General features: G+C 44.5%; 22 protein-coding genes. 10 read left to right on the top strand and 12 right to left on the bottom strand.

What is annotated here, in order from left to right; translation table 11 throughout:
* Positions 1-48: 48 nt before the first annotated feature.
* Complete coding sequence (locus tag ACN0V2_RS08300) at positions 49-1,125, top strand: diguanylate cyclase domain-containing protein (protein WP_417550345.1); 1,077 nt, start codon at positions 49-51, stop codon at positions 1,123-1,125.
* Between the two features lie 97 nt (positions 1,126-1,222).
* Positions 1,223-1,522, top strand: a complete 300-nt coding sequence (locus ACN0V2_RS08305; RefSeq protein WP_417550420.1) for a BON domain-containing protein — start codon at positions 1,223-1,225, stop codon at positions 1,520-1,522.
* Positions 1,523-1,525: 3 nt separating this feature from the next.
* Here ACN0V2_RS08305 and ACN0V2_RS08310 read toward each other — a convergent pair whose 3' ends face one another.
* The 5 genes from ACN0V2_RS08310 to ACN0V2_RS08330 all read right to left on the bottom strand — a co-directional run bounded on the left by ACN0V2_RS08310 (position 1,526) and on the right by ACN0V2_RS08330 (position 4,704).
* Positions 1,526-1,717, bottom strand: coding sequence for a hypothetical protein (locus ACN0V2_RS08310; protein ID WP_417550346.1), 192 nt, complete (start codon positions 1,715-1,717; stop codon positions 1,526-1,528).
* A gap of 117 nt (positions 1,718-1,834) precedes the next feature.
* Positions 1,835-2,053 carry a hypothetical protein gene (locus ACN0V2_RS08315; RefSeq protein ID WP_417550347.1) on the bottom strand — a complete coding sequence of 73 codons (219 nt, stop codon included), beginning with the start codon at positions 2,051-2,053 and terminating at the stop codon, positions 1,835-1,837.
* 119 nt (positions 2,054-2,172) lie between these two features.
* Positions 2,173-3,447 (bottom strand): Y-family DNA polymerase, encoded by a 1,275-nt coding sequence (locus ACN0V2_RS08320; RefSeq protein WP_417550348.1) that lies wholly within the window; start codon positions 3,445-3,447, stop codon positions 2,173-2,175.
* 1 nt (position 3,448) lies between these two features.
* Entirely contained in the window at positions 3,449-4,057 is a 609-nt protein-coding gene (locus tag ACN0V2_RS08325) for a LexA family protein (protein ID WP_417550349.1), read from the bottom strand.
* Between the two features lie 71 nt (positions 4,058-4,128).
* Entirely contained in the window at positions 4,129-4,704 is a 576-nt protein-coding gene (locus ACN0V2_RS08330; protein ID WP_417550350.1) for a YqaA family protein, read from the bottom strand.
* A 191-nt stretch (positions 4,705-4,895) separates the two neighbouring features.
* Here ACN0V2_RS08330 and ACN0V2_RS08335 point away from each other — a divergent pair, with 191 nt between their 5' ends.
* Positions 4,896-6,212: a mechanosensitive ion channel domain-containing protein gene (locus tag ACN0V2_RS08335; RefSeq protein WP_417550351.1), complete on the top strand. Its 1,317-nt coding sequence runs from the start codon at positions 4,896-4,898 to the stop codon at positions 6,210-6,212.
* Positions 6,213-6,321: 109 nt separating this feature from the next.
* On the opposite strand, the gene ACN0V2_RS08340 is transcribed toward ACN0V2_RS08335, so the two are convergent.
* The 4 genes from ACN0V2_RS08340 to ACN0V2_RS08355 all read right to left on the bottom strand — a co-directional run bounded on the left by ACN0V2_RS08340 (position 6,322) and on the right by ACN0V2_RS08355 (position 10,820).
* Entirely contained in the window at positions 6,322-6,849 is a 528-nt protein-coding gene (locus tag ACN0V2_RS08340) for a hypothetical protein (protein WP_417550352.1), read from the bottom strand.
* 108 nt (positions 6,850-6,957) lie between these two features.
* Entirely contained in the window at positions 6,958-8,991 is a 2,034-nt protein-coding gene (locus tag ACN0V2_RS08345) for a molybdopterin-containing oxidoreductase family protein (protein ID WP_417550353.1), read from the bottom strand.
* Between the two features lie 156 nt (positions 8,992-9,147).
* A complete protein-coding gene (locus ACN0V2_RS08350) occupies positions 9,148-9,339 on the bottom strand; it encodes a hypothetical protein (RefSeq protein WP_417550354.1) in 192 nt (63 codons plus the stop codon).
* Between the two features lie 158 nt (positions 9,340-9,497).
* Complete coding sequence (locus ACN0V2_RS08355; RefSeq protein WP_417550355.1) at positions 9,498-10,820, bottom strand: PQQ-dependent sugar dehydrogenase; 1,323 nt, start codon at positions 10,818-10,820, stop codon at positions 9,498-9,500.
* Positions 10,821-11,041: 221 nt separating this feature from the next.
* Between ACN0V2_RS08355 and ACN0V2_RS08360 the strand changes: the two genes are divergently transcribed.
* A complete protein-coding gene (locus ACN0V2_RS08360) occupies positions 11,042-11,359 on the top strand; it encodes an HPF/RaiA family ribosome-associated protein (RefSeq protein WP_417550356.1) in 318 nt (105 codons plus the stop codon).
* A gap of 119 nt (positions 11,360-11,478) precedes the next feature.
* On the opposite strand, the gene ACN0V2_RS08365 is transcribed toward ACN0V2_RS08360, so the two are convergent.
* The 3 genes from ACN0V2_RS08365 to ACN0V2_RS08375 form a co-directional block, all read right to left on the bottom strand.
* Positions 11,479-12,351 (bottom strand): metallophosphoesterase family protein, encoded by an 873-nt coding sequence (locus tag ACN0V2_RS08365; protein WP_417550357.1) that lies wholly within the window; start codon positions 12,349-12,351, stop codon positions 11,479-11,481.
* 121 nt (positions 12,352-12,472) lie between these two features.
* Positions 12,473-13,486: an AraC family transcriptional regulator ligand-binding domain-containing protein gene (locus tag ACN0V2_RS08370; RefSeq protein ID WP_417550358.1), complete on the bottom strand. Its 1,014-nt coding sequence runs from the start codon at positions 13,484-13,486 to the stop codon at positions 12,473-12,475.
* A 4-nt stretch (positions 13,487-13,490) separates the two neighbouring features.
* Entirely contained in the window at positions 13,491-14,405 is a 915-nt protein-coding gene (locus tag ACN0V2_RS08375; RefSeq protein WP_417550359.1) for a GGDEF domain-containing protein, read from the bottom strand.
* A gap of 369 nt (positions 14,406-14,774) precedes the next feature.
* On the opposite strand from ACN0V2_RS08375, the gene ACN0V2_RS08380 reads away from it, so the two are divergent.
* Genes ACN0V2_RS08380 through ACN0V2_RS08405 form a run of 6 tightly spaced genes read left to right on the top strand, consistent with a single transcriptional unit; the run spans position 14,775 to position 23,230 of the window.
* Entirely contained in the window at positions 14,775-17,276 is a 2,502-nt protein-coding gene (locus ACN0V2_RS08380) for a TonB-dependent receptor (RefSeq protein ID WP_417550360.1), read from the top strand.
* Positions 17,277-17,309: 33 nt separating this feature from the next.
* Entirely contained in the window at positions 17,310-19,235 is a 1,926-nt protein-coding gene (locus ACN0V2_RS08385) for a phytase (protein ID WP_417550361.1), read from the top strand.
* 10 nt (positions 19,236-19,245) lie between these two features.
* Positions 19,246-19,947 (top strand): protein TolQ, encoded by a 702-nt coding sequence (gene tolQ, locus ACN0V2_RS08390; protein WP_417550362.1) that lies wholly within the window; start codon positions 19,246-19,248, stop codon positions 19,945-19,947.
* 7 nt (positions 19,948-19,954) lie between these two features.
* Positions 19,955-20,404: an ExbD/TolR family protein gene (locus ACN0V2_RS08395; protein WP_417550363.1), complete on the top strand. Its 450-nt coding sequence runs from the start codon at positions 19,955-19,957 to the stop codon at positions 20,402-20,404.
* Positions 20,397-21,239 (top strand): TonB family protein, encoded by an 843-nt coding sequence (locus ACN0V2_RS08400; RefSeq protein WP_417550364.1) that lies wholly within the window; start codon positions 20,397-20,399, stop codon positions 21,237-21,239. The genes ACN0V2_RS08395 and ACN0V2_RS08400 overlap by 8 nt, the downstream gene beginning before the upstream one ends.
* Positions 21,240-21,256: 17 nt before the next feature.
* Entirely contained in the window at positions 21,257-23,230 is a 1,974-nt protein-coding gene (locus tag ACN0V2_RS08405; RefSeq protein WP_417550365.1) for a PhoX family protein, read from the top strand.
* Positions 23,231-23,273: the final 43 nt, after the last annotated feature.

The raw sequence follows: 23,273 nt of genomic DNA on the forward strand, positions 1-23,273 counted from the left end.
CATAGTCACTCCTTAAAGATAGGTCTAATCCTATCGCTTAATAATTGAGTGTCCGTTTTAAAAGGGGGCTATTACACGGCCCGCCTGCATGCCGCTATGCTGGATAGTGCAGATTACCCGTTTGCCAGTTTATTGATGATTGAAGATATATCTGAACGCAAAGCGTTAGAGAAGATATTACAACAAGTTGAAAATGCCTTATTTGAGGAAAAAGAACGCGCTCAAGTTACCCTCGATTCTATTGGCGATGCAGTTTTGACAACCGATCTAGATGGCAATGTCACTTATCTCAATCGTGAAGCTGAGCGGTTAACGGGTTGGGGCCGTCTAGAATCTCTTGGAAAACCGTTATCAAAAGTATTCAATATTATTGATGGGGAATCCCGTAAAACCGCTCCAGATCCTGCCCAAAAAGCCATGCACGAAAACCAAACCGTCGAGCTAGCAATTGGGTGTATTTTGATTACCCAGGATGGATCCGAAATTGAAATTGAAGATTCAGCCGCACCTATCCATAACCGTGAAAAACAAGTCATTGGTGCCGTTATTGTATTTCATGATGTCGCCAAGTCAGCGATGATGATGGAAAAAACCAACCGTCTGGCATGGTATGACTATCTGACCGGCTTACCCAATCTGGCTCTGTTAACAGAACGTTTATCACAATCAATTGGCATGGCCTACCGACATAACAAACGTGTGGCATTGCTGTTTTTGGATATGAATGAATTCAAAAAATTAAATGACAAATACGGTCATTTGACCGGTGACCAATTATTAAAAACCGTTGCCGAGCGTATCACTCAATGTATCCGTACCACAGATACCGTTTGCCGACGTAGCGGTGACGAGTTTTTGATATTACTGGGCGAAATAGAACTTGCCGAAGATGCCATCCTAGTTGCCAAGCAGATCCTCTCAGCGATCGCGGTGCCACAAAGAGTCGACAACGAAGAAATTACTTTAGCGGCCAGTATTGGTATCAGTGTTTATCCAGATAATGGCTTGGATGCCACCACCTTAATGACATGTGCTGATAGATGCATGTATATCGCTAAAAAAAATGGGCAAAATCAATTTTATTATTCTGGCTCCATTCAACATCCTGGAGAAGTCGAGCCTTAATGTCGTTAGGCATCTACTTTGATTTATCAAACCAATTTAAACGACTTTTCTGGAAAAAATTATGAATAAAATTTCTAAACGTTTGTTGTTCGTCACTATGTTAATTACCAGTATTATGAGTGGTACAGCTCTGGTTACGTTGAGTGGCTGTGCATCCACATCGACTCAATCTGGCACCGGTGAATATATTGATGACAGTGTTATTACTACCAAAGTCAAAGCGGCGATTCTTAATGAAGAAACCCTGAAGGTAGCTGAGATTAACGTCGAAACATTTAAAGGTGTTGTGCAATTAAGTGGCTTTGTCAGTTCACAGGCTGATATTGATCGGGCTGTGGTCGTGACACGCGGCGTTGCCGGTGTGAAATCGGTAAAAAACGATATGCGGGTTAAATAAATCTTACCAAGGCATGCCGGTCGCCCAGCTAAACCAGATGGCGGCCGGAATCATGCTGAGTACGGTGATGGGAATACCTACCCGCATAAAGTCCATAAACCCGAGTTTTATTCCCTGACTCGCTGCACGTTCGGCAACAATGATATTGGCCAAACTACCGGTCAATAAAAGATTACCGGCTAAGGTTGAAAACAACGCCAGTCCATGTAAAAAGCAGACTGTTTTATCCGTAGTATTTCCAACTTATCTGAAACAAAAAAGCCCTGTCATCACTGACAGGGCTTTTGCTTTGTAGCTTAGTTTTGCTAGTAATTAATCTTTACCAACCTGATTACCAATTACCCCACCTACCGCAGCGCCACCGACAGTTCCAGCAGCACTACCACCGGTTAAGATGGCTCCGCCTACTGCACCAATACCAGCGCCTGCAGCGGTGCTTTTATCACGGCTGGACATATTGCCACAACCCGCGGTTGCGAGGATAGCTGTAGCTAGCAATGCAATGATTGATGTTTGACGAATGGTGTTCATAATAATGCTCTCTGAGTTCGGCCAAAACATATCTGGCGCGATAATTTGATGATACTCGCCTTAATTTATTGCCATCGCTTTTGTTTCTCTGAACTGTGATACGAGTAGTTAAACAGCGTTTAATTAACGACATTTAACACCTCCTCCCACTTTGTCGTATAGCTTGGGCTTTTATGTTCCTGCTTCATCGCCCATGGACGTTTGAATCCTTGATTGGCGAGTTGCAAGGTATCTCGACCCATGGTGGTGTTAATCACATCCATCACCGCCATCAACTGTCCGGATTTAGCATCCTGATTCGGTGCAAACAAATCCTGCTGCTGACCACTTTTCGGTTGCAGTTCGGTCAGCATAATGCCGGCTTTGGCATAGTTAAATCCCGGGCGATACATCTCTTTCAATGCACTCAGAGCATGTTTGATTAATATACGGGTATCGTCAGAAGCCATCGGTAACGACACCATCAGACTGCTACCGTAAAAAGCGTCACCACTACGATAAGGGCTGCAACGAATATACACCTGAATCATCCGCGCCACTGACTGCTGGCGACGCAGTTTCATTGCTGCACGACTGGTATACAGACTGATTGACTCAGCCAAACTGTTGATATCGGTCACCGGAATGCCAAAACTTCTCGAGCTCAAGATCTGCTTTTTATCACTGACGGCATATTCCAGATCCAGACAAGAGATACCGTTAAGTTCACGCACGGTTTTTTCCATCACCACACTGTATTGGCGCCGCAGAGTTTCAGCATTGGCGTGTTTTAAATCCAAAACGCTGTTAATACCCTGCATTTTCAATTTAACTGCCAGTTTACGGCCAACGCCCCACACCTCACCTACATCCAGCTCAGTAAGTAAATGGTTAAGTTGTTTAGGACTTAATTGATTAAAATCACAAACCCCGTCAAATTCTGGTCGTTTTTTGGCACAGTGATTAGCGAGTTTTGCCAACGTTTTACTGGCACCTATGCCCACACTCACCGGAAGGCCAGTCCATTGTGCTATCCGGTGGCGGATCTGCTGGCCGTATTGCAGTAAATCAAGATGCTGAAAACCGCTCAGATCCAGAAAAGACTCATCGATCGAATACACCTCCTGATCCGGTGAAAACTGATTCAGAATACGCATCACTCGATTGCTCATATCGGCATACAACGCATAATTGGATGATAAAGCGACAATCTGTTGCTCTTTTGCTATTTGCTGAAATTTAAACCACGGTGCGCCCATCGGGATATGTACTTTGGCCTCATTACTTCTCGCCACCGCACAACCATCGTTATTACTAAGCACTACGACCGGCTTGCCAACTAATTTCGGATTAAATACCCGCTCGCAGGACACATAGAAGTTATTAACATCAATCAGGGCGATACTTCGGGACATTTTATTTAAAACGCCGAAATGAACCGGTGACCACACCCCAAATTTCAAACTGCATACCGTCTTTGATTTCAATCGGCTTATACTCGCCTGACTGATTGGACGGCAGTAATCGTGGCTCACCCTGCCCCGTTTTTGCCAACAGTTTAATGGTAAATTCACCATCGACTACGGCCAATACAATATCGCCTATGCTGGCATTTTTAGAACGATCCACCACCGCTTTATCGCCTGGCAATAACCCACTATCAATCATGGAATAACCTTGGATGGTGACAAAAAATGTCGCCTCTTCGTCGTCAATCAGAAACTCATTAGGATCCAGCCGCTTTTCGACATGTTCATCCGCAGGTGAAGGAAAACCTGCCGCGACTTTAGAACTGAATAACGGCCAGTCGCGTTTCGCTGGTGCAATAACCGGCCGCTCAAAAACGGTAGGCTGGTCTTGCTGGGGGATAGATTGACCGCGACGATATGCCGCTAAAAAGTCGGCAATCAGTGGTTTCTGACTTTCAGGAATTCGCATCACAGCAGTCGGTTCTTTGAGCACCGTGCCTTTTTTACGTCCAGCACCGACTCGACGACCACCATGAGCATTTGAACGAGTTGTCATAAACCACTTGATTAATTGAAACAGTTAATCAAGTGTACGAATCGTTTCCCTAACAGGCAAGGAAAAATTCACTAGCTAAATAACAGCACGCTCCAGATAAGGCCAATCAGCAAAATAATAAAAATTGATGCACCAATTTTGTGTTCCTCAAACAACTTTTGCGCCTGATTACCAAACAGAAACACCAGTAACCCCAGACCAAAATAGCGTATTCCCCGAGAAATCGTGGTCGCCAGCATATACAGCAAAAACGAATAGCCGGTGGCTCCCGCCGCCAGCATGGCAATCTGAAATGGAATCGGCGTAATACCCACACTTAAGACATACCAGAAACCATGTAGATGAATTTGCTGGTATATGATTTCAAACTGCTCAGGCGTCGACAACATAGCGATTATTTGCTGACCGATAAGATCAAACACAAAAAAACCAATCATATATCCCAACGCCGCGCCCATCACACAGCCCAATAATGCCATGGCACTAATCGCCCACAACATTTCCCGGCGAGCTTGCATTAGCGGGATCAGAATGGTTTCCAATGGAATGGGCACGATCAGTGACTCCATAAAAGAAGCAAAAGCCACGCCCCAAAGCATATGCTTTGAGTTCACCAGACGAGAGCCCATTTGTTTGAATCTGTTCAAACTGATTTATTTCCTTATTTAAGGTGAGTATGCTCAACGCAGGAACACACAAAACAACACATATCCCGGCAACAAAAATTTCGCTTATCCTCATTGAAATCACTGAGACTGTAAATAACTTGAGTTGATAAAGCAGATATCAGGTTTTGTAACGGTTGGTATATGTGAATAAAACCCGGCAGGAGACGCAAATGAATTACCGCTTGATATTACTGATAATGACGTTGCTATGGTTGCCCGCGGTATCCGGCGAAGAGCTAGTTGATGCAGGCGCTGAAATACAAGTCACCAATGCACCGGATGATCAAGCCATCGAAAACAGGTTAACTGAAATCCTCACTGTTATCGAAAGCTATGAAGATGTTGAGGTCACGGTCAATGCCGGTGTAGTGATCCTCAACGGTAGCGTATCCAGTGCCCGCGCCGGACGTGATCTAGTGGCACTCGCGAGTCGAGTTGAAGGTGTTATCTACGTGCAAAACCGACTCAATGAGCAAATGGATATTTCCACCCGCGTACAACCCACTACACAAAAAATCGAGGAAATGATTTCTTCACTGATTCGTAGTCTGCCGATTTTTCTGGTGGCTATCCTTACCATCTTGCTCTTTTGGCTGCTCGGTCGCTGGGCCGGTAACCGTGGTGCATGGTTGCATCGGCTGGGTCTTTCCGAGCTGGCCGCCGATTTAGGCGAACGTATTATCCGCATCGTGGTGGTTGGGATTGGCTTTGTTATAGCGTTACAGATCCTCGACGCGACTGCGCTAGTGGGCGCACTACTCGGTGTTGCTGGTGTGTTTGGTCTCGCCGTAGGTTTTGCTTTTCGCAATATTGTCGAAAACTATCTGGCGGGCGTCTTACTCAGTGCACGTAATCCTTTCGAGATCGGTGATGCCATCCAGATAGGTGAGTTTACCGGTAATGTGGTACGCCTGACCTCGCGAGATACTGTGCTGATGACCGGTGATGGTAATCATTTACGCATCCCCAACAGCACAATGATTACCTCTGTAATGACCAATTACTCACGCAATCCTTTACGACGTTTTGAGTTTAAACTCACCATTTCAGCAGATGTCGATCTTTCCATGGCACGACAATTGGGTCTGGAAATTCTGCAACAGATGCCAGGATTGTTGGCTGAACCGGCTCCACAAGTGTTAATTACTGACTTACGCAATGACATGCTTGAGCTGGATTTTATGGCCTGGATTAATCAGCATGAAAGTGATTTTGCCAAAGCACGTAGTGAAGCGATTCGCCTGGTTAAAGGCGGGTTTAGTGAAGCTGGAATTAATATGTCCAATCCTATCCAACGTGTTCAATTAGCAGAGCCGAACACTGATCGACAAAATGAAAACACTCTTGCGAATGCTGATAAACAACCACCCTATCAGCCAGCTACTGCAATCAGCTCGGAAGCAGTTGATATTGCTACCGATCCCACTATTTCCAAACAGCTTGCTAAAGAAATAAGCACATCTGATGAAGAGAATTTGCTTAAATAACAAAATATTAAAGATTTTATCTCGAATAATGTTTAACTATAAATTTGCACGTTTTAAGCAAATGTTCTTCGGTGAGGTTATCAAAACTCAGAGTCACTGCCCTCTCAATTTAAATTAATGGGTATTCATGCTCTGCATAAAATTGTTGATGGACGATTTCAATCCGTAAGCGATCACCGGCTTCGATAAACTGCAATGGCTGACGAACATCATCAATCCATTGCTGTGCCTGGTCGGCTTTGATGAAGCTGCAGATATCGCCAATCGGCCAATGAAAATAGACTTCGCGTTGTTTCTTTTCAGCTAACACGGCTGGGTCATTAGTATCCGGCAATGGAATATACGAACTGAAAACTTCTAAGCCTCCCTGCTGCTCGGGGTCATTGGCGTTATATTCCAGAGAAATATCCCAGCCACGCACCAAACCATTATCGGCATCACCACGTTCAAAACTAAAACCATACATCGCCAAAATATCCTCCTCGATTTCTGGCAATTTTTTTAAAGCGTCCTGCACCGCTTTAATCGCGGTTTTGTCTTGCACCGAAAGATCTTCCAGAGTGAGCAGCCAATCACCTAAATTGATGGCGGCTTGGATAATGGGAGGATGGGTTTTGTCGAGCAGAATATGCGGCATGAGATTAGATATAGGTTTGACTATTGGGCGTATAGGATAACGACAAACCCACCTTAATGACTAATCAAAATAAGATTTCCGCACTCTCTCAATTGGATTTTTAAATAACTAATTTGCCACCAGCTCAACTTCAATACTATGAACAGCACTACTTTGGCCGATATCGGTTTTTGCGCCATCATTGAGGATATTGATATTAGCGCCTGATTTCTCCAGCGATGGCCAGCGCCCCTTTGGTAATAAGGCAACCCCAAGCGGAATACGTGCACTCGCTTTGACTAACACTTCCAGCTCACCATAGTTGTTTTTGAGTGTAATTTTTTGCCCAGGGGATAATTGCCGAGCCGCCATTTCTTCGGGGTGAATGCTCACGGTAGGTTCGCCAATTCGTGCAGCAATTTTGTCATCATTGGCATAACTAAAATTCATCAGAAATGCATCAGCTGGTGATAACAAACGTAAGTGATGCGCTGCTGGAAGCGGATCGGCGAGCGCTTTGGGGGCTAGGCTTACCCCTGCAGCAATCCAATTATCTGAAGCCACATCAATTTTGCCACTCGCGGTAGGGAATTGGCCATCCGCATAATGAATAACCGGTTTATCAGACCACGGCACACTGCCCTGTTTTCTTAATTCGTCAAAGCTTATCGGAATATTCAGTTGCTCAAAAATAGTATCAATCAGCTTTTCATCTGATTCAAATAACGCCGGGTCGGTAAAACCCATAGCAGCCGCTAAACGACGGAATATTTCTTGATTCGGCAAACTCTCCGCTAGCGGTTCAATGACTTTGTTAATCGCTGAAACGTCATAATGAAAATACGGTAATAAAACATCATCGAATTCGAGAAAGGATGAAGCCGGCAAAACATAATCAGCAAACGCTGTGGTATCCGTATGAAAAAGATCGATAGCCACATGGAATAAGTCTTCACGCTTTAATGCCTGATGCAGGGCTTTTTGTTGGGGGTTGGACGCAGCAATATTATTATTCCAAGAGAACAACGCCTTACTGGTATTGGCATCCGCCAAGGTAGCAGCAAGATCCATATGACTCACAGCCTCCGTTGGCACAGAACTCAATGCCGCACCACTAAGCCAGCCCATATCAATATTGCGATTTGCTGGACCGTTTATATAAAGAAAGCCGGTTCCCGGTAATCCAATATTGCCTGTACCTGCAACCAGTAAACTCGCTGAACGCATGATATTTCCAGCTTGCGTTTGGCGCTGCAATGCTTGGCCTAACCACAGCATAGAACGCCCCGCGCCAAACCATTTTGCAGCTAATTCAATATCACTGACTGAAACCCCAGTAATTTTGGCCGCTATTTCGGGTGTGGTGCGGCTTATCTCATCTTTTATTTCATCCCAACCTAACACCGACTTGGCGATAAATTCTTCGTCTAGATCATTGTTACGTTCCAAGACATGCAGCAAGGCAAATGCTAATACCGCATCGGTTCCTGGTCTAAGTTGAAGATGAATATCGGCAAGATCAGCTGTTTCATGGCGAATCGGATCAATGACGATGATTTTGGCGTGTTGTTTTATCTCAGGTAACCAGCGTTTGTGCACATGTGGAGCACTGGCAGATGGATTGGCACCCCAGATAATTAAACAGTCCGTATCTTTTGCTGTTCGGGGATCAAAACCATCCATCGACTGGCCAAACATTAAGCCCAGTGTCTCGTGGCCTGCTTTGTTGCAAACGGTATCGGGATCGACTTCAGTAGCACCAATACGATTAAAAAAGCGTAATGGAAAGTTACCGGCAATCAGCGAACAAATTCCGGTGTAATGGGTATGCAAAATAGATTGCCCGCCGAACTGTTCGATAATGCTATGCAGGCGTTGTGAAATATCGGATAACGCAGTTTCCCAACTCACCACTTCAAAATGATAATTGCCTTTAGGTCCTGTACGCCGTAAAGGTTGGGTTAAGCGTTTATTGGGATCAATCCATGCACCGTTATAAGCAAATGCACATTTGGCACAGAGCGCGCCATGAGTCATTACATGGTCGCTGTCGCCTAAAATTCGATTAATTTTCCCATCGATAACAATGGCTGAAATACCGCAACTGTCGTAACAATCTCTCGGGCAGGAAGTTTTGATGGTAGTTTTTTCAGGACGACTCATTATTTGTAGCTCCGAATAATTCGGTAAATAAAAGACGCCATTGCCCTGACTAAGGTTTTGCTAAAGCATACAACATGGAAGTTTGTTTGTATTGAGGCAATAAAAAAAACCGTTACCGAAAAGCGGTGCTCTCGGTAACGGTTATTAAATTGGCTTTTATTTTTCCGATGTATCTTTACGGAAAATTACATCAGGTTGTTTCATCTCATTTTGCTGACCATCAACAATAGTAGTCGACAAGTTGTCCACTTTTTTGTGCTCAAATTCTTTATTTTCAGCAACGGCAACGCTGACGGAACTGGCAAGACTTAACGCACTGATTGAGAGAAATGTATTTAATCTGTTCATAAAATGGCTCCTTTAATTTTAAAGTCGCTAATTCAATAGCTACGGTTCAGTTATAGACCTACCAAACTGAACTTTGGCTGAACAAATGATGAAATACCGATTTATTTTAAAAATTGAAACTATGTTTCCACGCAGGAGCGTGGGAACCACCTAACCAATTATTCAGCTTCGGGAGTGACTCGCCAGATAGTGTTGCCCACATCATCAGCCACCAATAAACCGCCTTGGTTATCAACAACAACACCCACTGGGCGTCCCATCGCATCGCCATTACCATTTACGAATCCGGTCAAAATATCTTGAGGTTTACCTGATGGTTCGCCATTGGAAAAAGGTACAAAGATCACTTTGTAGCCACTTAACGGTTTTCTATTCCACGAACCATGTTGCCCAATAAAGGCACCATTTTGATATTTTGCATCGAGTAATTCGGCTTCATAAAATGCCAATCCTAATGAAGCGGTATGTGCGCCTAAGGCATAATCGGGTTTAATGGCTTTTTCAACCAAATCAGGACGCGGAGGTTCAACGCGTTCATCGACATGTTGACCATAGTAACTATACGGCCAGCCATAGAACCCGCCATCTTGCACCGATGTCATATAATCCGGCACCAAGTCACTACCGATTTCATCGCGTTCATTAACCGTGGTCCAAAGCGCGCCACTTTCAGGCTGCCAGGCTAGGCCATTTGGATTACGTAAACCCGAAGCAAACAGTCGTTTTTCACCTGACTCCAGATCCACTTCCAAAATCGCAGCACGGTTTTCTTCGACTTCCATGCCGTATTCGGCAACATTACTATTTGAACCAACCGTGGCATAAAGCAATGTGCCATCGTCATTGGCAATAATATTTTTGGTCCAATGATGATTAATCGGCCCGCCAGGTAAGTCGGTTACATGCTCTGGCTCAGCGGTTATTTGTGTCTGCCCTTCTTCATAAGGAAAACGCACAATGGCATCGGCATTGGCAACATAAAAATCACCACCAATCAGCTCCATACCAAAGGGTGAATGTAGGTTCTCAATGAATACATGACGGGTTTCGGCGACACCATCACCGTCTTCATCTCGCAATAAAGTAATGCGATCTGCGCTAGGTGCGGCAGCCCCCGCTTTTTTCAGCACCAAGCCTTTTACCCAATCCTTGATGCCCGGATCAGGTTTCTCGCTTTTAGGACCATTACTCTCTGCCACCAAAACATCACCGTTGGGTAAAACATAAATCCACCGAGGATGATCTAAATCCATAGCAAACCGATTTACCTTGAGGCCCTCTGCAGCTAAAGGTTTGCCATCAATAGGCCATCCCACAGCCGGCGCGATATTTAATGTAGGGATTAACGTTTTGGCAGGTGCCGTTAACACGGGATCCGGACCGAAATCAGATTGTGGCGGGATTTTAGCGGTATCACCACAGCCCGTTAAACTCACGGTCAATACGCCAATAATGGCGCTGTATAGATAAGGATGCTGCATATCGTTGCTCCTGAATTAAAAATACGACCAAGCTCATGCTGAACCAGGATTACTAATTGAGTCTAACAAGCTTCATAGATAGTTCGGCTTGCTCTGGGTTAAAGGCCATTAAAGTTATTCTCTTTATAGTGGTTTCAGCGTTCATGATGTGACATTGGAATGTTTCATTAGCGATGTTGTCACAGCAACAAGAACGTTTTATTTCACTCAATGGAGGTTACATGCAAATTCAGGTGAATACTGATCGTCATATTCCAGGCGATGATACGCTGACTGAATCAATTCGTGAGGAGTTACAACATTCACTTAAACGATTCGACGAACACGTCACTCGCATCGAAGTACATTTAAGTGATCAAAACAGTGAAAACCGAGGCGGTGCTGATGATATCCGCTGCCTAATCGAAGCCCGGATAGAAGGCCATCAACCCAATGTGGTCACCCATGATGCTGCCAGCATCAAACAAGCATTTACCGGCGCGACCGATAAAATGAAACGTGTACTGACCACGACCATTGAGCGTATGAAGTCACACTAAGTCGCTTAGCTAAATTACTGGTTCCCACGGTATCCCGTGGGAATCCGCTTCTAGATTGGCATTATCTTCTGGGGATAAGCCATTATTCTTTGATGAATACCAGCTGCAGATGTTGCTGGTTAGAGCGTAAAGCGATATTGATAATCAGCTAATGGCTCCAGATTCCCCGTTCGATAGGTATCCACCACAACTGTGCCATCTTGCATCACACTAAAAACCCGATACATTGCTTGATGATGGCTTTCGTCTGGAATTTTGGTGCGCTCTAACGCTGGGATATGTATGTAATGTACGCCGTTTAATTCTAATGAGTGGTTTACCCTTGGCATATCCATATGTAAATCGCCTGAGATAACGGCACGTAAATTCGGCTGGCTAATGACTTCTGTTACAAAGCCTGGGTGGCTGATACCTTTTTCGGGGTTTTCTTTAAACACACCTTGTTGAGCACCATGTACCACTAACATCACTGGTTTGGGTGCCAGTCGGGCGACTTCATTTTTTAACCAGGCAATACCATCATCGTTAAAATCGCGGCCAAAATCGGGCGATGCGAATACCAGTGCAACTCTGTCAAACTCCAGTGTATATCGCGTACTGTCGATGGTGGTTTTACCCTGGTTCCACATGTTGGCAAAGGTTAAAAATCGCTCGGTGGTACTGCCATGCTCTTCGTTACCCATAATAGGATAAAACGGTAAATTCAAAGCTTGTAACACGGGTGTAGCCTGTTCGTATTGCAGCAACGTGCCTTTGTGGGCGATATCACCTACACCAATAGCAAACTCTAAACCCAGTCTTGGAATAAGCTGATTGATATCGGCTATCGCGTCAGCCAAATTTGGAAATTTGGCTTCAGGCTTGGGTTCAGCATCGCCTAATACTACGAAGCGTAATGCTGTGCTGTTGTCTGACTCGCTGCTATAGGCCATGTTGAGGGCCAAATTCATCAACAGGACAATGCTTAACAGTAATTTGGGCAGTAATTTCATTATTTTTCCTTGTAATAGTGGTTAAAACGGTTGTTTTATAATTGCCTTCACGCTGAGCGGTTGCATAACGGTGCAACGTTCAAAGTTCATGTGTTTGGCTGACTTATATTTGGATGGCCATTCAGAACAAGGTATACGGCGATAGCCCTGTCCAGCGTTTAAATGCACGCCGGAAATTATTCATATCTTTAAATCGCAGGTATTCGGCTATTTGCCGATTATTAAAATGTTTCACCTGATACAAATATATAGCGGTGTTTTTTCGGGCCAGATCGATTTGCTGTTGGAAGCTGGTGTGGTGTTTCTTCAGTTTCCGTTTCATTGATGCTGGGCTGATGCCAAACGCTTCTGAGACTATTTCCAGATTAAGCGGTTTGGTGATATTTACTTGAAAGTAGTCATAAAGCTGATCAATAAAACTTTGCGGACTGTGTAAGGTTAATAGCTGTTTATGCGTTTCTTTTATCGCCCCTTGGAGGCTAAGCTGTGAAGGATTTGGCCAGGGTTTATCGAGAAACTCAATGGGCAGTCGCATACAGTTCATTTGCTGGTTGAACTCCAGATCCTGTCCCATGTTGACCCAATATTGCTCGATATAAGTTGGCTCAGAGTAGGTAAACTCACAACGCCACGGCATTTTCTCTTTTGATAACCACGACACCATTGAGATAAAAGCCGTCATGTGCGCTTCAATCAGAAACTGCTGTTGTTCATCACTGCCAGTTGCATCTTGCCAGAACAGAAATAACTCTTGTTCGTTTGCATAAAATCGTGGGGTAAATAACGGCGATAAAATGGCATGGAATTCACAGAGGATCTCTATCGCCTGACGCAGATTACTCACCAGTTGTAGCGCTTGACTGGCAGCACCGAAGCAGCCCGGCCATAAACGTTGGCCATATAAAAAACTGGTGTCATCGGCATTATCGAGTTTGCGGCAGTTATTGATTAAGGTCAGGTATTGATCTGGACTAATGCGCTTTTCAGCTAATCTGAAATCTTCAAGCTGGATACGGGTGCTTCTCAACAGTTGTCGACTATCCACCTCACGTGACAAGGCAAACTCCACCAGCAAAGCCGGTTGATGATGAGTGGCAATGCACGGCGTGTCTATTTCATAGCCAAGCGTTTTCATATACTTAGATTGCGTTTGACGGTTGTTGTCTAGTTTTGTTGATCTCAAGATTCAGACGTTTCATCAGCGACTCAGAATCATCGGTTCTGGCCATGGTGGTGACCACCGTGGCTGATATATATACACGCTGATGATATTGTCTGGTTCGGTAGGCAAAGCTGGCGACAGCATTTTGTAAATCAATGCTCATCTGTTGCGCTTCATGTTCGGGGGTATTGTGTAGCAACACTACAAATCGATCACCGGCTAAGCGACAAATCAGATCTTCATCTCGTAGATTAAGCACTAACAACTGACAGATAAGCTGCAAAATATGGTCGCTTTCATCAGGACCATACAGACGGTTGATCATATTAAAGTTGTCTAAATCAATGGCAATCAAGGCGAGTGGTTGCTGCAGTTTTTTACTTTCCGTCAGTGAGAGTTTTAGTTGCTTCTTTAAATATGCTGCTCCACCCACGGGAATCAATTTGTCGAATAAACGGTGTTCACGAAAATAACGTTCCCGTTTCACCATTTGGGCACTGATGGCAATTTCTTCCTGATGCCACTGATAAATGCCAATACTTAATAATAATAACGCCAAGGGAATAGGCAGGCTTTCCAGCCAGTTCTGCCAAATCAGTGGGGAAGGCATGCGAATGAACTCATCAGCGACATCCATTGACCATGAGAACACAATCGCACATAACCCCAGTGCAAGTAATTGGGTCACTCGGCCAGCAGGACGACTCCGTAACAATAAAGCCAGCCAAAATAATGCCAGGACGACCATGCCCCCTTCTGAAATAACATCAAGCCAATCCACTTTAGAGGTCGTTTTAACATCCCCCCAAATACTCATAATTATCAAACCCACCGCAATGGCAATGGATAAGCCATAAAAATAATATGATTGTAAAAAAGGTTTCTTTTTCATTGGTTTAGCCGATTTCTTAAAAGATTTTATGAGATTGTTTTCGGCGAAACTACGCTAGAAAAATGACAACTTCATTACACCTACACCAGTCAAATCAGCTCACAAAAAGTTGGAGTTTTTCCCCTAATTAATGCTGACCTTTTTGATTAATACAATTTAACTATTTGAATTAATAGAATATTTACATGCTTACAATGGCTTTCCAGAATTTTAAAAACGTTACATTGCTCAGTCAAATGAGCTCTGAACAGCACTAAAAATACCTATAAGCTGTTGATTTTGATTATTTTTATTTTTAGCTGTCATCGATCTGTCATTTACCATCCCTAGACTTGCCGGCATCCACCACTATGACGACAAGGGTATGTAATGAAATTGACAGTAGAAACCAGAGAGCGGCCAACTCATAAACTAAGTCTAATTGCGTTGAGCATAGCGAGCGTACTTAGTAATGGCGTTCATGCAGCCGATGAACTCAATATGGAAAAAGTGCAGGTTTTTGGTCAAGCGGTACAGATTGATAAAGCGCTGAATGAACAACGTAATTCAAACAGTATTGAAAGCGTGGTTCACGCCGATGGTATTGGTCAATTACCTGATGATAATGCGGCTGAAGCTTTGCAACGTTTGCCCGGTGTTTCAGTTGAAAATGACCAGGGTGAAGGCCGTTTTGTAACGGTGCGTGGGCTGGCACCAGAGTTAAATGCTGTCACGATTAATGGCACCAATATCCCTTCACCTGAAGATGGCACACGGGCCGTGGCTTTGGATGTGTTACCAAGCGAACTGATTCAGTCACTCTCTGTGGTGAAAACGCTGACACCGGATATGGATGCCAACTCCCTCGGTGGCACGATCAATGTCAGAAGTTTATCGGCGTTTGATCATGATGGTTTGTTTTATACCCTATCTGCTGAAGGCAGCTATGACGATAATACCGAACAAACCAGCCCCAAAGGTTCTGGTGCATTCAGTAATATTTTTAGTGTAGGCGAAGGCGTTGATAACTTTGGCGTTGCCGCTGCTCTAAGCTGGCAAAAACGGGATTTTGGTTCTGATAACGTTGAAACGGGTGGCGCTTGGGATTTTGAAGGTAGCCCTCGTTTAGCAGAGCTCGAACAGCGTGATTACGATATCACCCGTGAACGGCTGGGGCTTGGCGTTAACTTTGATTACAAAGCCGATATCCATACCAACTATTATTTAAGAACGTTATTTAGCCAGTTTACCGATACGGAAACACGTAATGGCGCGGGCATAGAGTTTGACGATCCCCTCCTCCCCAATGAATCTGGTGACGGCGCTGAAGGTTACCGTGAGCTAAAAGATCGTAAAGAAACCCAAGAAATCCAGTCTTATGTCTTTGGTGGTGAAAAAACTATCGACTTGTGGACAATCAATGGACAGGTTGGTTACAGCCGCGCCAGTGAAGATTCACCCGGCCATATTGCCGGTGCCAAGTTTGTCGGCGATTTTGATGGTGTTGGCTATAGCAGTACCTCAAAACCCACGCTGAACGCTGGCGCAGATTATTATGATCCCAATAGTTTTGAATTAGATAGCGTGGAATGGGAAGAGCAAAAAACCACCGATACTGAAAAAAACATCAAGTTTGATCTTGCCAGAGACTTTGATTTAAAGGGTTATGCATCACAAATAAAATTTGGTGGCAAATTATCACGTCGTGAAAAAGATAATGATTTAGAGGCGTGGGAATTTGAAGATTTCGGCAGCAACGACACCAGTCTCGCTGCATATAGTGCTGGCAATGTGGATTATAGTTTGAATCAATTCGGTAATGGCATCAGCAGCTCGGCTGTTGAGGCGTTACTGAACAAACTAAATAAAGCCGATAACGTTAACGAAGAAGAATCACGTATTAACGATTATGTGATGAATGAAGACATTAACTCAGCTTATGTGATGAATACGCTGGATCTGGATGAGTGGACCATCATTGCCGGTTTGCGCTATGAAGGGACTCGTTTTAAAGCCAAAGGGACTGGCATCAGAGACGAAGAGTTTGAAACTATCTCCAGTAAAAACAGCTACAACCATTGGTTGCCTGGTTTGCACGGTACTTATTATTTAGATGATAAAACACAAATTCGGGCGGCCTGGACCAACAGCGTTGTTCGCCCTACCTTTGAAGCACTTGCTCCTGGATTTTCAATAGAAAGTGGTGATAGTGCAAGCTTTGGTAATCCTGACTTAGATCCGATGACCTCTAAAAACCTGGATCTCGGCATTGAACATTACATGGGTCGAGCCGGTGCGGTTTCAGCTTATGTTTTCTATAAAGATATTTCCGACTTTGTATATAACACCGATGTTTCGGGCACTGGCTTATTCGCCGACTTTGATGAAGCGGTAACATTTGCTAATGGTGATTCAGCCGAGGTCTACGGTATCGAACTCGCCTATTCTCAAAAGCTCAGCTGGTTGCCTGCACCGTGGAATGGCTTGTTAGTGGGTGCCAATGCGACCTTCAGTCAATCCGATGCTGAAATAGATGGACTTGGACAAACACGTAGCATCGATCTTCCCGGTCAATCAAAACAAGTGGGTAATCTGATGATCGGTTGGGAAAACGACAAGCTGAGCATGCGTTTATCGACCAACTATAAATCGTCTTATCTATCCGAAGTGGCCGCCATTGATAATGAAGCACTGGATCAATATGTTGATTCACAAGTATTTTTGGATTTCGGCGCCAGCTATTTCTTGACTAAAAATGCTCAAATCAGCCTTGAAGTGAAAAATATCACCGACGAGAGCTTCTATGTCTACAACCGCAGCAGTTCATATAACGCGCAGTATGAAGAATACGGTCCGACCATCAAGCTTGGTTTTACGTTAACCAATTTCTAAACCAACTTGATCATCAATTTTAAAGTGAACGAAATGAAAAAAAACCAATTCAAGCTAAAACTGACCGCACTGACTTCTTGCATGCTGACAGCCCCTTTTACCGTCATGGCAAACGCAGAGCTGCTATCAGTTTCAAATAATAGTGAGCAAATTGAAGCAGCACAATTGTTAACACAGCCTTTGCCCATGCCTTCTGCGGATCGTCTAGTGTCTTATGAACATAAAGGCATTGCCATTGAAGATAAAAATGGCAAACAACTTAGTCTTTTAAAAGGTAACTTCGGCCTTATCGACCAACGATTTGTTGATAAAGGTCTGCTAGTTTCTACGGTTGATGTTGATCGTCAACAAGCCATGGTTGCGGTGTTGGATAAAAAAACCCAACAGTGGTCTACCCCCGTTTATCTACGACAGCCAGCGTTTAAAATTGATGGTGTCTGCCTGTATCAGGATCAAGCACACAATGGCTTTTTGTTTCTGGTAGGTGAAGAAGGTCATGGAGAGCAATGGTTAGTAGCTGATGCCACCTCTCCCATTGCCCAGCCTAAATTCATTCGTAGCTTAAGTACACCACCTAATAGTGAATATTGTCAGGTCGATGACAAACAATCGCTGATGTATATCAATGAAGAAAACGTTGGGATCTGGGCCTATCAAGCACACCCTGAGGCAGATCTGATCCGTGAACCAATTGCCCTCACCCAACCTTTTGGGCAACTTAAAGACAGTGCACTGGGAATGGTTATCGTACCCGGTGGCTTATTGATGCTCGATTCTGAGGCTAAAACGTTACATGCCTATCTTAATAACGATGGAAAGTGGCAGCACAACGCTGAGTTTTCGTTAACAGAGCTATCTGATCCAGAAAACATCAGTGCTCGGCTACACGATAAAAACTTAACAATCATGGTTAAGCATGATGACGGTTTAGCCACATTCACTCTGCCATGGCCCCATCAAGACACAGCTCAAGCTACTGTTATCCCGCTGATAAAACCCCAGCAAGCAACTGATCCTGTACCGAGTTTAGGCGATGCAGCAGATGATCCAGCTATCTGGATTAATCAAAAAAAACCACAACACAGTTTGGTGTTGGGCACCGATAAACAAGGCGGTTTGGTAGTTTATGACTTGATGGGAAAAACCCGACAAAACCTGCCAGTCGGCAGAGTAAATAATGTCGATGTGCGTTCTGGCTTTATGTTTAACGGGAAAGAGATTGATTTGGCTGTAGCCAGTAATCGTGACCATAACTCATTGCATGTGTTTGCGATTGATCCAGATTCTGGTTTTGTCAGTGAGTTAGGTCAGGTGGCAACAGCCAGTCAGGATATCTATGGCTTGTGTATGTATAAAAAACAGGCTGGCGACATTTACACCATTGTGAATGATAAAGACGGCCGTTTTTTCCAATATCAAATGCAAGATAATCAGGGCAAGATTGATGCTAAAAAGGTGCGTGAATTTAGCGTGGGTTCACAACCTGAAGGCTGTGTTGCTGATGATCAAAACCATCGTTTGTTTGTGGGTGAAGAAAATAAAGCGGTTTGGGCTTTAGATGCCGGTGCTGATAAGTCCACGGAGCTGACGGAAGTAATGTCCGTCGGTGAGCACCTAAAAGCTGATATTGAGGGTATATCTCTATATCAAACCGAAAAACAAGCTTATCTCGTCGTCTCCAGTCAGGGCAATGATAGTTATGTCATCCTCGATGCCCTGCCCCCATTTGCTTACCGTGGTGTATTCCGAGTTGGCTTTAATACTGAATTAGGTATTGATGGTGTGTCGGAAACCGATGGTCTGGATGTCACCAGCGTCAATTTAGGTGAACCTTGGGAACAAGGCATGCTGGTAGTTCAGGACGGTCGCAACCGTATGCCGGTAGAAAATCAAAATTTCAAATATGTGCCTTGGTCAGCTATCGCCGACCAGCTGGGCCTATCCGCTAAAACGAAATAAGGAGTCAGTCATGGACACAACAATGCATGAAATGACGATGTGGGGCCTAGTGAGCGATGCCAGTCTGCTAGTAAAAATAGTGATGATTATTCTGGTATTAGCCTCCATGGTGAGTTGGTATTTGATTATCTGGCGGTCCAAAGCATTGGGCCGTCTGGAAAAACAAAACAGCCAGTTTCAGCAACAGTTCAGACAGACTGCTGATATGACCAAGATGGATGCTGCTCAGCCTGATATGGCTGCTTACCAAGCCATACCAGCTATTTTCCAGGCAGGTTGGCTGGAATATGAAAAATATCGACAACTCAATACCGTGCCACAAGATGAAATTGTCGAAAATGTTGAACGCGCCATGTTGGTGAATATTGGCGAGCAGGAAGTGGAATTGGAAAAAGGCCTTTCTTATTTAGCCACCATCGGTTCAGTCAGCCCATATATCGGTCTGTTTGGCACGGTTTGGGGCATCATGAATTCATTTATTGGCTTATCTCAAGTGGAACAAGCCACATTAAATACCGTCGCGCCGGGTATTGCTGAGGCGTTAATCGCCACTGCAATTGGTCTGTTTGCGGCAATACCCGCAGTGGTTGCTTACAATCAGCTGAGTAAACGCGCCGGTGCATTAAGTACCCGTTATTACCATTTTGGTAATGAATTTATCACGCGATTGCAGCGTGTTATGCATCGCACCCCATTAGCTAAAGTCGCGTGAATTCATCATGTTGAGAAAACCCGTTACCAAACACGCCCTCAAAGCTGAAATGAATGTGGTGCCCTATATTGATGTCATGTTGGTGCTGTTGGTCATTTTTATGGTCACAGCCCCACTGCTGGTGCAAGGCGTCAAACTGGAACTGCCAAAAGTCGCTGCCGAAGCGTTGCCTACGGATAGTCAAAAAACCATTTTGAGCTTATCGGTAGTTGCTGATGGCAGTTATTACTGGAATGTCGGCTCTGAGGTTGATGTTCAGTCTCGCTCTGATCGGGCTGTCACCCTGGACGAAATGGTGATGAAAATTGATCAGATTAGGCTGCAGCATCCTGATTTACTTTTCTTTATCCGTGGTGACAAAGCGACTGATTATGCGTCCGTAGTCAGAGCCATCGCGGCTTTACAACAAGTCGGTATAGAAGATGTCGGGCTGATCACGGAGTCGCCTGATGAATGATGCAGGATTTTATGATGATCGTTTTCTAACGCCACCAGCAGAGAATGATGGAATAAAAACATCGACATTATTACTGGTCGGTTTATTTCATCTGGCCATGGCCGGATTGTTATTGAACTCATGGACGCCAGCTCATCAGGATGAGCCCAAACTGAGTACGATCAAAATTCAAATGTTGAGGCTGTCCAAGCCTGTTACCGAAATCAAACCGGTTGAGCCGGTTCCGATGGCTATCCCGGAACCGGTTCAGCCTGTGTTTGAGCCGACACCTGTCGCTCAAAAAACACCTGAGCCAAAACCTGTGGTTGAAAATGAACTGGCTTTAAAACGTGTTGAAGAAAAACCTAAGGAAGTTAAACCAGAGCCTATTAAGCAGAAAATCGAAAAGCCAGAAAAAAAGGTCGTCGAAAAAGTTGTTAAACAACCTGAAAAACAGATTGTTCAGCCAGCTGAACCGATCACGACTCCCCCATTACCGCAACAGGCTAAGGCAATCGAAACAGCTTCCAAGTCAACGGATATTCGGGACACTGTGCAAAGCACTAACAATACCGAAGCTTTTTCGGTTGAACGCTATAAACCAATAGAAAAACAGGCTCCAGAATATCCACGGGGGGCTTTAAGAAAAGGCTTGGAAGGTGATTGCACGGTGCGTTATACCGTTAATACCCAAGGTCAAGTGGAATCTCCTGAAGTCTTAGCGAACTGTCATCCATTATTTAAAAAACCGTCTCTAGAAGCTGCCAAAACCTTTCGTTACTCACCCAGAATGGTGAATGGCAACGCGGTAGCGGTGAACAACGTACTTAACACTTTTGAATATCGTATCCATTGATGAAAAATAACCTTTCTATGAATAATCTTTCCGCTTCCGACTTCCATCAAAATATGTCAGCGCACGATGATATCGCCGTCAATCACAGCGACCATCCCAGTTTGAATGAAGTTGTGTTATCGCGACGCCAAATCCTCAAAGGCAGTTTAAATGCAGCTGCAATAGGATTTTTTGGATTAAATTTGTCGTCAAATCTGGTGTTTGCAGCTGGCAAAAACAATCTGAATATCCCCTTTATTGGCTTTAAAAGCATCCAACCTCAAACTGATCCGGGGTTTGATCGCGTTGTTGTGGCTGATGGCTATCAGGCAAAAGCGTTTTTTTCCTGGGGTGATCCGGTAGTAACTGGTGCAACAGAATGGCAGGCGGATGCCACAAATAGCTGGCAGGAACAATTAAAACAGGCCGGTCAAAATCATGATGGCATGCATTTTTTTGCTTTTCCAGATGACAATAATCGTGGCTTGTTGGTGATTAACCATGAGTATGTGAATCCGACTCTACATAAGGACGGAATTACGTTTGTCGAGGGCAAGCGCCAGCTGGATGATGTGAAAAAAGAACAAGCTGCCCATGGCGTCAGTGTGATTGAAGTGAAAAAAGATTCACATGGTCAATGGCAACGCGTCTACCCTTCTGCCTATAACCGCCGTATATCAGCCATGACACCAATGCAGGTAAGTGGTCCATTGGCAGGTCATGACTTGTTAAAAACCATCGATGATCCTGCTGCTATGGAAATCATCGGCACGCTCAACAATTGTTCGAATGGCTTTACCCCTTGGGGCACTTACCTGGCGTGTGAAGAAAACTGGCATAACTATTTTGTGAATCAGGACGCAGCGGATTATTCGTCTCGGGTTTCACATCATCGTTATGGGATCTCAACGGGAAAAGCAGCCAAAAACTATGGCTGGAATACCGTTGATAAGCGATTTGATGCAACACCTAATGCCGCGCTTGCCCATCAAGGCTATGTCAACGAACCTAGTCGCTTTGGTTGGGTAGTGGAAATTGATCCTTTTGATCCAGAGGGTAAGCCAATCAAACGCACGGCGTTTGGTCGATTCTGCCGTGAGGGTGTCACCCCAGCCTTAGCTGAAAATGGGCAGATGGCTTTTTACTCAGGTGATGATACCCGTGGTGAATATGTCTATAAGTTTGTGCCGGAACAACGTTTCGACAAAAGCCAACCTCATAAACATCGTGACATACTGGATCGTGGCACGTTATATGTTGCCCGTTTTAATGATGATGGTTCGGGTCGCTGGTTACCATTAGTGCATGGCCACTCCGGCTTAACAGCTGAAAATGGTTTTGCCAGTCAGGCTGAAGTATTGGTGAATGCACGTGCTGCAGCTGACCAATTAGGTGCCACGCCTATGGATCGACCTGAATGGGCAACCATTAATCCGCATAACCTCGATGTGTATATATCGTTAACCAATAACTATCTGCGTGGTAACGAGTTTTCGCTCAACGCTGCCAATCCTCGCCCAGATAATCGGCATGGGCAGATTATCAAGATTCAAGAAAATCAGGCAGATCCTGCTGCAATAACATTTCTTTGGGAATTGTTTGTGGTAGCCGGTGAAAAAGCCGAGACACAGAATGCTGATGGCAAACCAGTTGGTGAACATTTAGTCGGCAATATTCAGGGCGATATCTTCTCTTCGCCCGATGGCTTAGGGTTTGATCAGGATGGTCGTTTGTGGATTTTGACTGACTATGATGATGACGATCCAGTGATGGACAACATGGGCTGTAATAAAATGTTATGTGCCAATCCACAAACTCGGGAAATTAAACGTTTTCTGGTGGGGCCTAGAGGATGTGAGATTACCGGGATAACCTGGAGCCCGGACTATAAAGCCATGTGGGTCAACATTCAACATCCTGGCCTGAGCTACCCCGCCAGTGATGGTAAAACCCGTCCGCGTTCTACGACTGTACTTATTACCAAAGATGACGGGGGCGTGATTGGCAGCTAATTGGGTCTACCGTATAGATTATTTTGTATTTGACTGACGCATC

It is taken from the genome of Methylophaga sp., from assembly GCF_048266885.1.
In the GTDB taxonomy this organism is placed as follows: Bacteria; Pseudomonadota; Gammaproteobacteria; order Nitrosococcales; family Methylophagaceae; genus Methylophaga.